This is a genomic window from Heyndrickxia ginsengihumi, from assembly GCF_011008565.1.
GTDB classification, from domain to species: Bacteria; Bacillota; Bacilli; order Bacillales; family Bacillaceae_C; genus Weizmannia; species Weizmannia ginsengihumi.
The window spans coordinates 13,476-28,811 of sequence record NZ_JAAIWK010000039.1; the positions used below are offsets into that span (position 1 = coordinate 13,476).

Genomic DNA, 15,336 nt, shown 5'->3' on the forward strand with positions numbered 1-15,336 from the left:
AAAAAGGGAAATATGAAAAAGAAAAATGGGATACGGTCTATCACAAAATGATCAATTGTTGTAGCTCGTTATCCCAATTCTTTTTATCTATTAAATGCAAACAAACTATTATAGATTAATGTCTAAAGATACCGGACAATGATCACTCCCCATAACATCTGAGTGAATGGCAGCTTGCACGAGATTTTTTTGTAAACGATTGGATACGATAAAATAGTCAATACGCCAGCCGATATTCCTTTCCCTTACTTTATTCATATAAGACCACCATGTATATGCCCCTTCTTTGTCTGGATAGAAATAGCGAAATGTATCTGTGAATCCTGATTGTAATAAAGCGGACATTTTACCGCGTTCTTCTGGCGTAAATCCAGAATTTTTAAGATTGGATTTAGGATTTCTTAAATCGATTTCCTGATGGGCAACATTCAAGTCCCCGCATAAAATGACCGGTTTGATTTGATCAAGCTCCTGCAAATACGCACTAATCTCATCTTCCCATTTTAAACGAAAATCTAAACGGGCTAAATCTCTTTGTGAATTAGGAGTATACATGTTTACGAGATAAAAATGTTCATATTCTAGTGTTAAAATCCGTCCTTCATCCTCTGTTTCGTGTTGACCAACACCGTAACGAACAGACAATGGTCTTTTCTTTGTAAACACCGCTGTTCCGGAATATCCCTTTTTAAGGGCGTAATTCCAATACTGATTATAACCGTCTAGCGCCAGTTCAATTTGGCCTTCTTGAAGCTTTGTCTCTTGTACACAAAAGATGTCGGCACTTATTTCATTAAAAAAATCTAAAAAGCCTTTACGGACGCATGCTCTTAGTCCGTTTACATTCCATGAAACTAATTTCATTGTCATTCTTCTCCCTTATCTTTGCTATGAGGAAGCAGTAATGTTAATTGCTGATAAATCTCAACTACTTCTGCCATTTTCATTCTTACAAGCCCGCTTGATGATGGCGCAACAAAATCAATAGAACCGTCTACAACTGCATCTGGCTGTCTTCCCCATATGATGTTTCTTTTATTACTAAATTGCTGATAAACGCCTTTTCCAACATAACAAACAATTTGTGGACGATATTGACGAATTTTTCGCTTTAATATTTCACGACCTTGTTGATATTCTTCTTTTGTAATTTCATCAGCCGCTTTTGTAGGCCGTACGACAATATTCGTAAGTCCAAATCCTAATTGAAGGAGTTGATCATCTTCATTTGCTGAATATAACCTTGGTGTTAATCCTGCACGGAATAAAATCTTCCAGAAACGATTATTTGGATTGGCATAATGATGCCCTGTTTCTGCTGATTTTAAGCTTGGATTAAAGCCGACAAATAAAACCTTTAAATCGTATGTTAAGTGATCTGGCAGCATATTCATCATTATATAACCTCATTTATAAAAATAAAGGCACCTCGAACGTCAAGGTGCCCTGCCTATACTAAAAATTTCGCTCTTTTATTTCAAGATACACTGCAGCAACATCACTTTTTCCTTTTCCGCTTTCTTTTGCAGAAGCATATGTCTTATTGGCTGCAGTAGCAAGAGGTAAATCAATTTGGGCTGATTCCATTTCGCTTTTAACAAGGCCTAAATCTTTCGACATTAATTCTAGCATAAATGCTGCCGGAAAATCTTCATTTAAGAAAGAAGATTTTTTCATTTGGAAGATTGGCGTATTTACAGCGGCATTTGATATCATTTCAGCAACATCCGCTTTTTGCAAGCCTAATTTTTCGGCCAGGACGAAAGTTTCAGAGGCACCTTGTATCGTGATTCCTAATAATAAATTAATTGATAATTTTGCGGCACTGCCTTTTCCATTTTCGCCAAAGTGGATCGTTTGTTTGCCAAGTACATCAAAAATAGGCTTGCACGTTTCAATGTCGGAAGCATCCCCACCAGCTAAGATGAGTAATGTACCTTCTTTTGCAGGTTGTACAGATCCTGAAACAGGTGCATCAATAAAATGTGCTTGCTGACGATTGACTAATTGTGCAAAATGAACAGAATCTTTTGGACTGACTGTACTCATATCTATGACAATGCTGTCATTGGAAATTCCCTTTAATATTCCTTCTTCCCCAGCAAGCACTTCTTCAACAGCTGAAACATTTGAAAGCATCGTAATCACAATATCACTATGTTGGGCAACTTCCTTCGGTGATTGACAAAGAACGGCTCCTTTTTGTACAAGTGATTCTGCTTTAGAGCTTGTCCGGTTATAAACATAAAGGGAATAACCTGCGTTTATTAGATTTGTTGCCATTGGATTTCCCATTAACCCTAAACCAATCCAGCCAATTTTCATAAATATGACCTCCAATTATGTAAATAATGAATAGATGCCGATATGTTCCCCTTCCATTGTAATGAAAGAAATAAAAACGAGCAAGAAAACAGCACATGCGCCTTCATATATAAGGCGTATGTGCTGTTAATATTATGAAATGAATGAATGCGAATGGAGTTCTTCGTAAATTTGTTTATACATCTTTGCAGAAGTGTCCCAGCTAAAATTTAAAGTCATTGCTTTTTCTGATAATGTCTTCCAAGTATTCGGTTGAAAACGATAAAACCATATCGCCCGTTCAATCGTATAAAGCATATCGTGGGCATTATAATTTTGAAATGAAAATCCATATCCTGAATTTGTAAATTCATTGTATGGCTCTATAGTGTCATTCAGGCCGCCTGTTTCCCTAACAAGCGGTAAACTCCCGTAACGTAACGCTAACAGCTGTCCAATTCCACAAGGCTCAAATTTAGACGGCATTAAGAACAAATCAGAACCAGCATAGATTTTCCGCGCCATAGACTCATTAAAGTATAAATGGATAGATATTTGTTGCGGATACTCAGCAGCTAATGTTTTAAATGCCTCTTCATACTGGGCATCACCTGTTCCAAGAATCACAAGCTGCACATTCATTTTCATCATTTCATGAATGACACGTAGCACTAAATCAATCCCTTTTTGTTCAACTAATCTTGTGATCATTGCGATGACTGGAATATCCCGATCAACGGGGAGATTAAGTGCTTCTTGTAACTGGACTTTATTTTCCATTTTTCCTTCATAATTATGAAATGGTACATAAACAGATTCATCTGCTTCAGGATTATACTGATCTACATCAATGCCATTTACAATCCCGACAAGTTCGTGCTGCCTTTTACGTAATAATCCATCTAAGTGCTCGCCAAAATACGGCATTTGAATTTCGTTCGCATATGTCGGGCTGACTGTTGTAATGCGATTTGCGTAAACGAGCCCAGCCTTCAAATAGCTGACATTGCCAAAAAATTCAAGTCCATCCATATGAAAATATAATTCACTTAAATCTAATAAATCATGCAATACGGACTTTGGATATACCCCTTGATAATGCAAATTATGAATCGTGAAAACGGTTTTAATTGATTGATAAAAAGGATGGTTTTTATAATGTGCCTTTAGCAGCACACTGATTGGTCCTGTTTGCCAATCGTGACAATGAATAATGTCAGGCTTTTCGTAGAGATGTGGCAATACTTCTAACACAGCTCTTGAGAAAAAGGCAAACCTTTCTCCGTCATCATAAAAACCGTAGCTTCCACTTCTTTTAAAATAATATTGATTATCAATGAAATAATATTGGATGCCGTCATCCTCATATGTTTCAATGCCACAATACTGATTTCGCCAGCCTACTGGAACTTCAATACTTTTCAAAAAAGAGAATTGTTTTTTAAATTCAAATGGAAGATCTTCATATTTTGGTAGAATTACTGATACATTGATGTCTTGCTTTCTTAAAGCTTTTGGCAATGCACCTATGACATCTCCTAATCCGCCTGTTTTAATAAATGGTGCACATTCTGATGCAGCAAATAAAATGTTCATATTATAACCTCCGCCTAAACCGTTTCTCTCTTTTTAATCACTTTAGGACAAGAAGTTCCAATAATCACGGCATTCTTAGTAATCGTCACTTGTTTATCCGTAATGATATTATCGATCATGACATCTTCTTCAATTTGTGTCTTTTGCATAATGATGCTGTTTTTTACGATAGCCCCTTTTTTAATTTTCACGCCTCTAAAAATAATGCAGTTCTCAACTTCGCCATGAATTTCGCAGCCATTCGCAATTAAAGAATTCGAAACCCGCGATGACTCACCGAATTTCGTTGGAGGTTCATGTTTTAGCTTCGTAAAAATATCCCAATGATGATAAAAGAATGTGCGAACGACTTCAGGATTTAATAAACTCATATTGCTGTCATGATAGCTTTCGACTGAATGAATAAACAACATTGGACCTAAATGGGCAAAGCCTTTTATGTTTAAATGTTGTATGTTTGCTTTCACAATATCTTTTAAAAAGTCGTATTCATGATTATCAATGCAATGTTTAATTAAATTGATTAATAAAGGGATGCTGATTACGTATGTTTCTAAGCAAATGTTATCTCCAATCTTAGGATTCGTATAAAGCTCTATATCATCAATATCTCCATCTGGATTTATAAAACATTTATGATAATTTGGTTTTTGAATCGGTTTGCCATCGTACTTTTTATATACAACAGTAATGTCGGCATTTGTTTGCTGATGATAATCCACCAACTCTTTCATATCTAACTTACTTACATGATGACCGGGCGTAATAACAACATACTCCGCTGACGAACGCTCAAAGAACTCAATATGATCATAAAACTGTTGGAGGTCACCTTTTACTTTGTGATCATCTGAAATCGTTGGTAAAATAAATAGTCCTCCATTATGACGGTCCAAATCCCATTCTTTTCCAGAACCGAGATGGTCCATTATCGCCCTGCCTTTATCTTTTGTAAATACTGCAACACTTGAAACATCAGCATGAATAAAATTGGATAAATTAAAATCAATAAGACGGTATCGTCCTCCAAACGGAATTGCCGCTAAACAACGATGGTGAGTCAGTTCTTTTAAAATTGGTTTTTCGTTGATTAAATTAATTACTCCTAATATATTTGTCATGAACATCGTCCTTTAATCTTGTAGTTTTTACAGTACTTCTTTCATTGCAGATTGAATAAGATGATTTTGGCAAATTAATTGAATATCATCTGTTTGATTTAGAGGAGCGATCACTTTACCATCCTCGATGATCGTATTGCTTGCAATAATTGCTCTTTCGATCGTGACATTATTTCCAATTGTAACGTTCGGCATAATGACTGAATCTTTAATGTTCGTATCTTTGCCGACATACACATTATAGGAAACAACAGATGACGCCACTTTTCCATAAATCCAGCATCCCTCGTTAATAAGCGAATTACGTACCTCTGCTTCTGGAGAAATATATTGAGGAGGGTGGTCAGCATCACCAGCATAAATCTTCCAATGAGGATCATCTAAACGGAGCCCTTGATGATCATTTAAGAGATCCATATGGGATTCCCAAAAACTGTTAATCGTTCCGACATCTTTCCAATAGCCATTGAATTGATAAGCATATAACTGATTGGAATCCGCCAGCATTTTCGGGATGATGTCTTTACCAAAATCATTTGACGAAGCTGCATTCTGCTCATCTTCAATTAAATATTGTTTTAAGAACTTCCAATTAAAAAGATAAACACCCATTGAAGCGAGATTGCTTCTTGGAAGAGGTGGTTTTTCTTCAAATTCGACGATTTTTCCATTATAGTTCGTCGTAATGATGCCAAAACGATTTGCCTCTTGCCATGGAACTTCAATAACAGAAATGGTCGCTTGAGAACCCTTTTCGATATGGAATTGCAACAATTTCTCATAATCCATTTTGTAAATATGATCACCAGATAAAATCACTACATATTCAGGGTCATAATGGTCAATATAATGGATATTCTGGTAAACAGCATTTGCCGTACCTCTATACCACTCCCCGCCGTTTTTCCCAATATAAGGCGGTAGTACCATTGCCCCGCCAAATTTGCGATCTAAATCCCATGCTCGCCCGTTGCCAACATACGAATTTAAAAGATGTGGCTGATACTGGGTTAAGACACCTACCGTATCAATTCCCGAATGGGTGCAATTACTTAAACTGAAATCTATAATTCGATATTTCCCTCCAAAAGTAAGAGCTGGTTTAGCGATTGATGATGTTAAATTCCCTAAGCGTGTTCCTTGTCCTCCTGCTAATAACATAGCAATCCATTTTTTTTCTGCCATTATGCTTGAACCCCCCTGTGACGTTTCGTTGTTTTTTTAAAAATAATTGCACTTAATCGGGGGACTTTAATTTCCATACTGTAAGGCTGATTATGATATGGGATTTTTTCAACTTTACAAGGTTCCTTATTGACGATTCCTGCCCCCCCAAAAGAAATGTCATCACTATTAAAAATTTCCGTGTAATAGCCAGATGAAGGAACACCAATACGGAAATGTTGGAAAGCATCTTCGGAAAAATTACAAATAATAATACAATAATCTCCTTTTCGTTTTCCTTTCCTAATAAAACTTATGATGCTTTGACCAGCATTATTCGGGTCAATCCACTCAAATCCACCGGGTTCATGATCAAGGCGCCATAGATTTCTTGTCCGTTTGTAAAACTGGTTAAATGTTTTTGTGAAGTAAAAAAATTGTCGATGTGTTTCAAAGTCAAAAAGATTCCAATCCAGTTCCGTTTCATCTTTCCATTCATCAAACTGACCAAACTCACTGCCCATAAACAATAATTTTTTACCAGGATGGGTCATAAAAAATGTGTATAACAATCGTAAATTGGCAAATTTTTGCTCGAAATCACCAGGCATTTTGTTCAAAAGGGATTTCTTCCCATAAACTAACTCATCATGTGAGAAAGGCAAAATAAAGTTTTCGGAAAATGCATAGTAAAGCGAAAAAGTTAGCAAATTGTGATGATGTCGTCTTTCGTCCGTATTTAATTGCATATAACGTAAAATGTCATTGCACCATCCCATATTCCACTTATAATTAAATCCAAGCCCGCCATCATAGGTAGGCGCTGTCACAAGCGGCCACGCTGTTGCCTCTTCGGCAATCATTAACGCATCAGGATATTGACGGAAAATCACTTCGTTTAATTTTTTAATAAACGCAATTGCTTCTAAATTTTCTATCCCACCGTAAGCGTTTGTTAATGTTCTGCCATCACCGCGATCATGATTTAAGTAAATCATTGAAGAAACAGCATCGACTCTAAATCCGTCAATATGATACATGTCCATCCAAAACATGGCATTCGAAATAAGAAAACTCACGACTTCAGGTTTACTAAAATCAAAATTATATGTACCCCAAATTGGTCTCTCAGCTTGTTCTGGATCAATCGGTTCATAAAGTGGTGTACCGTCAAAACGCCCAAGCCCATGTGCATCCTTACAAAAATGAACAGGTACCCAATCTAGGATGACACCAATACCTCTTTGATGGCAGCGGTCTACAAAGTACATAAATTCCTCAGGGGTGCCATAGCGACTTGTAACAGCGTAATAACCAGTTATTTGATATCCCCACGATCGATCATACGGATGTTCCATAATTGGCATTAGTTCAATATGTGTATACCCATGTTCAGCGACATAGTCAATGACTTCATCGGCAAGCTCCGTATACGTATAAAACTCACCATCATCTTTCTTTTTCCACGATCCCATATGCATCTCATAAATAAGCATTGAATTGTGATAAACGTCTTTTTTCTTTTTTTGGTTCATCCATTTTCCATCATTCCATTGATATTGATCAAGGCGGTGGACAACAGAAGCCGTCTGTGGACGAATTTCAGAATAAAATGCAAATGGATCCGCTTTTAATACTGTTTGATTGTATGGAGTATGTATTTCATATTTATAAATATTTCCACAGCATAATCCCGGTACAAATAAAACCCATATTCCAGATTGACTCACTCTTTTCATTTCGTGCAGTCTTCCATCCCAATCGTTAAAATCACCGACTACCGATACTTTTTTCGCATTCGGAGCCCAAATAGCAAAACGAACTCCTTCAGCACCTTCATATGAAATTGGATGAGCACCTAATGTTTTATAACTTTCATATAATGTGCCTTCATGAAACAAATAAAGCTCGAAATCACTCAATAATTGCTCTTTGTAACTAACTTTCTCTTCAATCAAAGCATTACCACCCCCATTATTTACACTATGTAATAGTTTCTGCTGAACCTTATAAATGCCCTTCAATGAAAAAAGTCTAGTTTTGTCGGAAATCTTTTTAACATAAAAGCGTCTTGATTTAACTTAGAAAACACCATTTATTTTTAGAAAAAAAGTCGTTTTTTCTTTTATTTATAAAAGTATATTTTGTTAAACTAGCGAAAATGTCGAAAAATATTTTTCTGAATGCCCGATAACAAAAAAATTCGACTCACGAATGAGCCGAATATTTTACATATACATTCTTTTTAAAAACAAATAAGATAAAGCAACAGACCAAGCTAAAGGATTATTCTTGTTTGGTACATTTTTTCCGCCAATATATAGTTCAGGTACTTCCCAATTATCTGAAATAACGCTTTTTGTTTTTTCTACATATTCCTTCGCTTTTTCGTTCATACCAAGCTCACTATAGCATAGACCGAGCCAAGGAAAGCCGAAGCACCATTCAGCTTCACTTCCTTCGTTATAATACTGGTCATGTTCGTAACGGATACAGCCATATTTACGTTCTAATTTAGTGGTAACATTGTCAAGAATTGTATGTGCCATATGCTGATCAACAATTCTGTAAGGGTAAATCAATGAAAGTAGCGCTAAGTCTGTTGATTTTGTTTCACTCTCTCTTGGTAACAACGTGGCTAATGTATCTTCTCCCTTTTGAATCAACTCATTTTTTACATCGACAAGTATTTTTACCGCTTTTAAACCTGCGACACATGCACCTACACTTGAGGCATGAACTTCCATATTTTCTTCCCATATGCCATTATCGGGTGATTCCCAATATCGTAAACATTCCAAGTAATCAACCAGCTTTTGTATAATCTCAATATCCTCTTGATTACGAATGATATGTTTTCCATGATGGATACCTTCTCCTACTCCCCAAAGAAAGGCACCGATTGCATCATTTTGTGCATGTCCCCATTCTTGATTCATCTCTTCAAGCTCTGGTGAGTAACGAGCATGAATGTATTCATACAAATATTGTGGTCTTTTTTTCGTATGAATATCAATTTTCCATTTATATCGATGAAAAAGATCTAACAATGCATGATAAGCTTGTTCATATTGTTGTGTAGGCGAATATAGAAATGGTAGTACTGTATAAACGACATCTCTGATCCAAACATAATGATAATCTTCAGAAACACTTGCCGTATAGACACCGTTAGGCAAACGCATTCGATTAATGACATTCATTGCTTCTTCTATTTGCAATGACGATCACCTCCTATCATCAATGTTCAACAAACAGAAGCTTTTTAAACCATATATTTTAATAAAATTTTGCTGTTTATAAATTAAAACGTTTACATCGGTTATTGACAATGAATAATGAATGAGGATGATCTTTTTTATTTCTTACTACATAGTATGTCAGCAATGTCGTTTTGACATCACGTTTACCCAATTATTAGCATTGTAATATTTTAATTTTCATTGACATATTTGTATTCATTTTGTCATATCACCTGCCAAGAAAATGACTGCTACTCACATATATTGGATAATGTTCAATTGCCTATACAGTTCACTACTCCAGTAGTACGTATGGAAGAATATGCATTCCTTATAAACGATTATTCAGCGCGTTTTTGCATAATATATAACAGATATTCTTTATGAATATCCTTTAAAAATCCGGTATCCATTCCATGAGGTGATTGAGAATGAGCTATAAAGATCATTTAGACAGTCATTCAGAACTGTTTCATCACAATTGGACAAGACGAAAGCGTTCAAAATCACAAGTAAATGGTGAAACACAAGTTTCGCAAAATACTATTATTTTGAGAAGCAATGCGAAAGCGCATCGTTGGTAAGGATACAAATCGCAGAGGATAAAGAGAGCCTTCTCTTTATCCTCTTGTTTTATTCATATTAACAAGATAAGCCCTTGCTTTTTCATCACTGAAATGGTATATTAAAAAAGCGATGAGCTGAATTGTGTAAGTCGACAGACGTTAAAAATGCACAATGTGGAGTGCAGTCTAGTCGCCACAATTATATATGTTTTTTCAAAAAAGCGCCGCGGATCTGGCGCTTTTTTACATATTCATTCAATAATTTTTTTCATTTAAATAAATATAAACATAAAAAAGATTGACGCATCACAACTGTCAATCTTTTTTATGTTTATTTTGGCTGTAATTCATACGTTTCCTCTCTCCACGCTTCATGCAAAGCTTGAAGGAAAACGTCTGCAGTTTGTGCACCCGTTATTGCATACTTATGATTAATTACAACAAAAGGCACGGCATTCACACCTATTTTTGGGGCTGTTTCTTCATCGTTTCTTACATCATGTTCATGTGCTTTACTACATAACATTTCTTTCGTCTTATCCCGATCAAGACCGATATCAACTGCTAGTTCTAATAAGACAGATAAATCTCCAATATGTTTAGACTCAATAAAATGAGCGCGGAAAATGGCTTCAACCATTTCTTTTTGTTTTCCATATTGACGGGCAAAATGGCTTAAACGATGAGCGTCAAACGTATTCGTCGGAATAGCCGTGTCCAATTGATAATATAAACCAACTGATTTTGCCAACTCAATCACACTTTGATTCATTTGAATCGCTTCTTCACGAGTTATCCCAAATTTTGCAGATAAAACGCTATAAAAATCCTCATGGTAATGAGTAGGTGCGTTTTTATCCAGTTCAAAACTATGGAATTCTATTTGTATTTGCTCATGATGACCAAATTGATCGATTGCTTGTCCTAATCTTTGTTTTCCAATATAGCAAAATGGACAAGAAAAATCTGACCATACTTCAATTTTCATGATAAACTTGCTCCCTTAATATTTATTCTTGCCTATATTAACAATGAAAGCTACTTCGAGTAAAGTATCTTGCTTTTATAATTTTTTACCTAAAATCACTAAATCTAACAGCTGACCATTTAATTCAGCAACTTCAGGTAAATTTCCCCATTCTTCGAAGCCAAATCGAGAAAATAATTTTATACTTGGGGCATTTTGTTTGAAAATAAATGCCAATAATGTATCCACATTGAATGTTGAACAGGATTCCATCATTTTTTGCAATAAAAATTGACCGATCCTATGACCAGTGAAATCTTGATGAATATAAATACTGACCTCAGCTGTCGAACGATATGCTGGTCTGCCATAAAAATCACTTAAACTAATCCACGCGATAATTTGTTGTTCATATTCTAGCACCCATAGTGGCCGTGTATCTGAATGATGATTGTGAAACCAAGGAATTCTTTCTTCCAAAGTCACATAAGTCGTATCAGCTGTAATCAGTCCATTCCCTACATATGAATTATAAATTTGAATAATTGCTTCTAAATCTTGAATTGTTGCATCTCTTAGTACACTTTTTTCTAACATGGACTGTCAAACCCTCTCAACCTTAATATCTTCAATTATAACCCCCATTTTATAATACATTGGTCATAAATAACAGATATATTTTTGGATACCATATGTCTATTATTTAAAGACATCAAAAAGGATCAATCATAATCGACTGATCCTTTTTCAACTTTTTTCTAGTAATCGAATAAAATTGTTAAGAATACTAGCAGTCAATCCCCATATGACATAGTTTTGATAGTAATAAAAATATTCTTCTTTCTGATGTTGCCCCCATTTGTAATTCTTACCGCCGTTAATTAGGTGGAACGGAAAGGAACTTTCTGGTGCTAACTGGAAGTCAATTGTATAACAATCCGGCGTCACTGTAAGAAAATGTGAGATAGGTACTGTAAATATTTCTTTTACTTCCCCGCAATTAGGCTGAAATTGATTTGCCTCTATATAGCCTGCAAACGGGAAAACGATACGCTTTCTAAAACTGTCCATATGATAATCAAGCTGGAAAACATCTTTTATATCAGCTTGATTGATCCCAAGCTCTTCTGATGTTTCTCGTATTGCTGCCTGTTTATAATTAATATCAGTTTGTTCGACTCTACCACCTGGAAAACAAATTTCCCCTGGCTGACTTTTTAAGTGCTGTGATCTCACTTCAAAAAGGATATGGATTTCTTGCTCTTTTTGTATTAATGGGATTAAAACGGCATATTGTGAATACATTTCAATTTCAAACATTTTTGCATCATAAGATTGTAACTGTTGAATTCGTTTGTTCACATCCATACTCTATCCCCCTTCTTTAGCGTTAGTCTTATATTTATCATATAGAAATGTTTACTGTGTAACAGTTATTTTCATTTAAATGATGATCTACATTCATTGTATAATAATGATAGGTATTTTTTAAAAATTGTTGTTTTAAATAAAGTTGCTTATTTTAAAGAAGTGTTGGTTCCATTTCAAGGCTCGCTTTCTACGAGCAGTCCGGGAGTCTCTTCCCTGTTGCATCAATCAATTTTATCGAAAAACAACAAAGTTTACGAAAATAGCCAAAACAATATAAATATGGGGAAGGATGAATCGGAGAATGTTACCGGAACGATTACAAATAGGGGATGAAATTAGGGTTATCGCTCCTTCAAGAAGTATGGCTCTTTTAAAAAGTAAACAAGTTGATGCAGCATTATCTAGATTACATGATTTAGGATTTCATGTCACATTTGGAAAGCATGTAGATGTTCATGATGAATTTTTCTCAACATCTATTGAACAAAGAATTGAAGATCTTCATCAAGCGTTTCTAGATGATCGCGTCAAAGCAGTGTTAACGGCAATTGGCGGATATAACGCAAATCAATTATTGAATTATATTGATTACGATTTAATTAAAGACCATCCAAAAATATTATGCGGATATAGTGATATTACTGCTCTGCAACTAGCACTATACAAACAAACTGGCCTAATCACTTATTCTGGTCCATTTTTTTCAACATTCGGAATGAAAAAGGAGATCGATTATACAATTCAGTCGTTTTTACAAGCAGTGACAAACGATGCAATGTATGAAATAGAGCCTTCAGATTATTGGAGCGATGATAAATGGTATGAAGATCAAGAAAATCGAACATTTTATCCGCAACAACATTATGAAGTGATAAATGAAGGTACAGCAACTGGAACTTTGATAGGCGGCAATTTATCGACGTTGAACTTATTACAAGGCACCGCGTTTTTTCCATCACTTAATAATGCGATATTATTTATTGAGGACGATGAAGAAAACCATCCATTTTTATTCGATCGCCATCTACAAGCATTGCTTCATTTACCTGATGCAGTACATATTCAAGCATTATTAATTGGACGTTTTCAAAAAGGTTCCCATATGACGATGGAGGCTTTACAAAAAATCATTCATGATAAAAGGGAATTAAAGGATATTCCGATCATTGCCAATGTAAATTTCGGACATACAGATCCAATAGCAACAATCCCCATTGGGGCAAAAGCATCTGTAAAGGCATTTCATCAGCAAACAGAAATAATCATTTCACAATCTTAGTATATGAATCGTCCATGCTGAACCTACAAACATGGACGATTTTTTAATTTTAAAAAAACGAATCTCAAACTCGCTTCCCATTTACTCCCAAGATTTGTGGAACTTTCTTAATATTTTTCAATCATAAAACAAAATATTAATATGAATTGAATTAAATGATTTACATTTTTGCTCAAATTGAATACAATATTATCAAATAAGAATTTTCCCAAAGGAAACTTTTTTGATTTAAGTTTAAAATTAAGTAGGTGGGAAAGAAATGAGCGAAAAAATTATAGATAAAAATATGATAAAAGAAATAGATCGTACTAATCGTTCTGCTCAAGCAGTGTTAAAAGGGGATGTAAAAGGAATAAAAAGAATCCTTCCATTTTTAGGACCTGCATTTATTGCCGGCGTCGCCTATATTGATCCCGGAAATTTTGCAACGAATATTACAGCTGGTTCAAAATATGGCTATTTATTACTTTGGGTTGTTGTCTTATCAAATCTAATGGCTGTTCTCATTCAATCATTGTCTGCTAAATTAGGTATTGCATCAGGGAAAAATTTACCTGAAGTTGCACGTGCTCAATTTCCAAAAGGCGTTTCAATCTTTCTCTGGATTCAAAGTGAGCTTGTCATTATCGCAACAGATTTGGCTGAATTTATCGGGGCTGCACTTGGATTATATTTAATTTTCGGCATTCCGATGCTGCCAGCAGCGATCATCACAGCGATTGCTTCATTTGCAATTTTAGAATTGCAGCGCCGTGGTTATCGTTCACTTGAAACGGTGATTGCCGGGATGGTTATGATGGTCGTGTTGGCTTTTGCCTTTCAAACATTCATGGCTAAGCCTGATGTCGTTTCCATCTTAGGCGGTATGGTAACCCCTCGTTTTGACGGTGTTCAAAGTATCGTCCTCGCTGCTGGAATATTAGGGGCAACTGTTATGCCGCATGCAATCTACTTACATTCATCGTTAACACAACAACGTATTGTCGGCGATAATGAAAATGAGAAAAAGAAAATTTTTAAGTTTGAGTTTATTGATATCATCATCGCAATGGTGATTGCAGGAGCGATTAATATTTGTATGTTAGTAATTGCAGCCGCTACGTTTCATAAAAACGGCTTAGTTGTCGATGACTTATCAATTGCGTTTAATCAATTTAAATCACATATCGGTACTTCAGCAGCAATCTTATTTGGTTTAGGCTTATTAATTGCAGGCTTATCAAGTTCTTCAGTTGGAACATTGTCTGGTGATGTTGTGATGCAAGGATTTATTAACAAGCGGATCAATTTATATTTACGAAGAGCGATTACAATGATCCCTCCACTTGCCATCATTATTTCAGGCGTAAATGCTACAAATGCGCTCGTCTTTAGCCAAGTAATTTTATCTTTCGGGATTATTTTCGCTCTCGTCCCTCTCATCATGTTTACAAGTAATAAAAACATTATGGGCGCGCTTGTTAATCATAAAATTACGACGATTATCGGCTGGATCGTAGCTGCCTTTGTTATTTGTTTAAATATTTTCTTATGTATACAGACGTTTATTTAAATTGCTTTAAGCACATATACATTGTTTAATCTCCGTTGTTTCAAACTTTGAAGCATTAGTAAAAAACCATTGCTGTGAAGTGACCCCTAAAAGTTAGACACAGTTATTTCATTAGGCAGTGTGTGTAAAATGAGTTCGGTATTGTACCGGACTCATTTTTAATTTTGCCTTGAT

General features: G+C 35.4%; 14 protein-coding genes. 3 read left to right on the forward strand and 11 right to left on the reverse strand.

Annotated features, from left to right (window positions below):
* Nucleotides 1–108 precede the first annotated feature (108 nt).
* The 8 genes from G4D61_RS16775 to G4D61_RS16810 form a co-directional block, all read right to left on the reverse strand.
* On the reverse strand, nucleotides 109–864 hold the full coding sequence (locus G4D61_RS16775; RefSeq protein ID WP_025726904.1) for an exodeoxyribonuclease III: 756 nt from the start codon (nucleotides 862–864) through the stop codon (nucleotides 109–111).
* A 2-nt stretch (nucleotides 865–866) separates the two neighbouring features.
* A complete protein-coding gene (gene mug, locus G4D61_RS16780; RefSeq protein WP_163174503.1) occupies nucleotides 867–1,394 on the reverse strand; it encodes a G/U mismatch-specific DNA glycosylase in 528 nt (175 codons plus the stop codon).
* Nucleotides 1,395–1,455: 61 nt separating this feature from the next.
* Nucleotides 1,456–2,325, reverse strand: coding sequence for an NAD(P)-dependent oxidoreductase (locus tag G4D61_RS16785; RefSeq protein WP_025726906.1), 870 nt, complete (start codon nucleotides 2,323–2,325; stop codon nucleotides 1,456–1,458).
* 132 nt (nucleotides 2,326–2,457) lie between these two features.
* Entirely contained in the window at nucleotides 2,458–3,900 is a 1,443-nt protein-coding gene (gene glgA / locus G4D61_RS16790; protein WP_025726907.1) for a glycogen synthase GlgA, read from the reverse strand.
* A gap of 14 nt (nucleotides 3,901–3,914) precedes the next feature.
* Nucleotides 3,915–5,021 carry a glucose-1-phosphate adenylyltransferase subunit GlgD gene (glgD, locus tag G4D61_RS16795; RefSeq protein ID WP_025726908.1) on the reverse strand — a complete coding sequence of 369 codons (1,107 nt, stop codon included), beginning with the start codon at nucleotides 5,019–5,021 and terminating at the stop codon, nucleotides 3,915–3,917.
* A gap of 27 nt (nucleotides 5,022–5,048) precedes the next feature.
* A complete protein-coding gene (locus G4D61_RS16800; protein ID WP_163174495.1) occupies nucleotides 5,049–6,206 on the reverse strand; it encodes a glucose-1-phosphate adenylyltransferase in 1,158 nt (385 codons plus the stop codon).
* Nucleotides 6,206–8,140, reverse strand: coding sequence for a 1,4-alpha-glucan branching protein GlgB (gene glgB, locus G4D61_RS16805; RefSeq protein WP_163174505.1), 1,935 nt, complete (start codon nucleotides 8,138–8,140; stop codon nucleotides 6,206–6,208). The genes G4D61_RS16800 and glgB overlap by 1 nt, the downstream gene beginning before the upstream one ends.
* Before the next feature lie 273 nt (nucleotides 8,141–8,413).
* Complete coding sequence (locus tag G4D61_RS16810) at nucleotides 8,414–9,406, reverse strand: glycoside hydrolase family 15 protein (RefSeq protein WP_163174497.1); 993 nt, start codon at nucleotides 9,404–9,406, stop codon at nucleotides 8,414–8,416.
* A gap of 452 nt (nucleotides 9,407–9,858) precedes the next feature.
* On the opposite strand from G4D61_RS16810, the gene G4D61_RS16815 reads away from it, so the two are divergent.
* Nucleotides 9,859–10,011 (forward strand): YpzG family protein, encoded by a 153-nt coding sequence (locus G4D61_RS16815; RefSeq protein ID WP_081749946.1) that lies wholly within the window; start codon nucleotides 9,859–9,861, stop codon nucleotides 10,009–10,011.
* A 313-nt stretch (nucleotides 10,012–10,324) separates the two neighbouring features.
* Here the strand turns inward: G4D61_RS16815 and G4D61_RS16820 are convergent, their stop codons facing one another.
* The 3 genes from G4D61_RS16820 to G4D61_RS16830 all read right to left on the reverse strand — a co-directional run bounded on the left by G4D61_RS16820 (nucleotide 10,325) and on the right by G4D61_RS16830 (nucleotide 12,328).
* Nucleotides 10,325–10,981, reverse strand: a complete 657-nt coding sequence (locus tag G4D61_RS16820) for a DsbA family oxidoreductase (protein WP_035356249.1) — start codon at nucleotides 10,979–10,981, stop codon at nucleotides 10,325–10,327.
* 75 nt (nucleotides 10,982–11,056) lie between these two features.
* A complete protein-coding gene (locus tag G4D61_RS16825; protein ID WP_025726912.1) occupies nucleotides 11,057–11,557 on the reverse strand; it encodes a GNAT family N-acetyltransferase in 501 nt (166 codons plus the stop codon).
* A 150-nt stretch (nucleotides 11,558–11,707) separates the two neighbouring features.
* Nucleotides 11,708–12,328, reverse strand: a complete 621-nt coding sequence (locus G4D61_RS16830; protein ID WP_025726913.1) for an NUDIX hydrolase — start codon at nucleotides 12,326–12,328, stop codon at nucleotides 11,708–11,710.
* A 304-nt stretch (nucleotides 12,329–12,632) separates the two neighbouring features.
* On the opposite strand from G4D61_RS16830, the gene G4D61_RS16835 reads away from it, so the two are divergent.
* Nucleotides 12,633–13,610 carry a S66 family peptidase gene (locus G4D61_RS16835; RefSeq protein ID WP_163174499.1) on the forward strand — a complete coding sequence of 326 codons (978 nt, stop codon included), beginning with the start codon at nucleotides 12,633–12,635 and terminating at the stop codon, nucleotides 13,608–13,610.
* Nucleotides 13,611–13,896: 286 nt separating this feature from the next.
* On the forward strand, nucleotides 13,897–15,162 hold the full coding sequence (locus G4D61_RS16840; RefSeq protein WP_235929394.1) for an Nramp family divalent metal transporter: 1,266 nt from the start codon (nucleotides 13,897–13,899) through the stop codon (nucleotides 15,160–15,162).
* The last annotated feature ends 174 nt before the right edge of the window (nucleotides 15,163–15,336 follow it).

Excerpts from the sequence above, each read along its gene's own strand:
- G4D61_RS16775 (WP_025726904.1), bottom strand. The coding sequence starts at position 864 with ATGAAATTAGTTTCATGGAATGTAAACGGACTAAGAGCATGCGTCCGT.
- mug (WP_163174503.1), bottom strand. The coding sequence starts at position 1,394 with ATGAATATGCTGCCAGATCACTTAACATACGATTTAAAGGTTTTATTT.
- G4D61_RS16785 (WP_025726906.1), bottom strand. The coding sequence starts at position 2,325 with ATGAAAATTGGCTGGATTGGTTTAGGGTTAATGGGAAATCCAATGGCA.
- glgA (WP_025726907.1), bottom strand. The coding sequence starts at position 3,900 with ATGAACATTTTATTTGCTGCATCAGAATGTGCACCATTTATTAAAACA.
- glgD (WP_025726908.1), bottom strand. The coding sequence starts at position 5,021 with ATGACAAATATATTAGGAGTAATTAATTTAATCAACGAAAAACCAATT.
- G4D61_RS16800 (WP_163174495.1), bottom strand. The coding sequence starts at position 6,206 with ATGGCAGAAAAAAAATGGATTGCTATGTTATTAGCAGGAGGACAAGGA.
- G4D61_RS16815 (WP_081749946.1), top strand. The coding sequence starts at position 9,859 with ATGAGCTATAAAGATCATTTAGACAGTCATTCAGAACTGTTTCATCAC.
- G4D61_RS16820 (WP_035356249.1), bottom strand. The coding sequence starts at position 10,981 with ATGAAAATTGAAGTATGGTCAGATTTTTCTTGTCCATTTTGCTATATT.
- G4D61_RS16825 (WP_025726912.1), bottom strand. The coding sequence starts at position 11,557 with ATGTTAGAAAAAAGTGTACTAAGAGATGCAACAATTCAAGATTTAGAA.
- G4D61_RS16830 (WP_025726913.1), bottom strand. The coding sequence starts at position 12,328 with ATGGATGTGAACAAACGAATTCAACAGTTACAATCTTATGATGCAAAA.
- G4D61_RS16835 (WP_163174499.1), top strand. The coding sequence starts at position 12,633 with ATGTTACCGGAACGATTACAAATAGGGGATGAAATTAGGGTTATCGCT.
- G4D61_RS16840 (WP_235929394.1), top strand. The coding sequence starts at position 13,897 with ATGATAAAAGAAATAGATCGTACTAATCGTTCTGCTCAAGCAGTGTTA.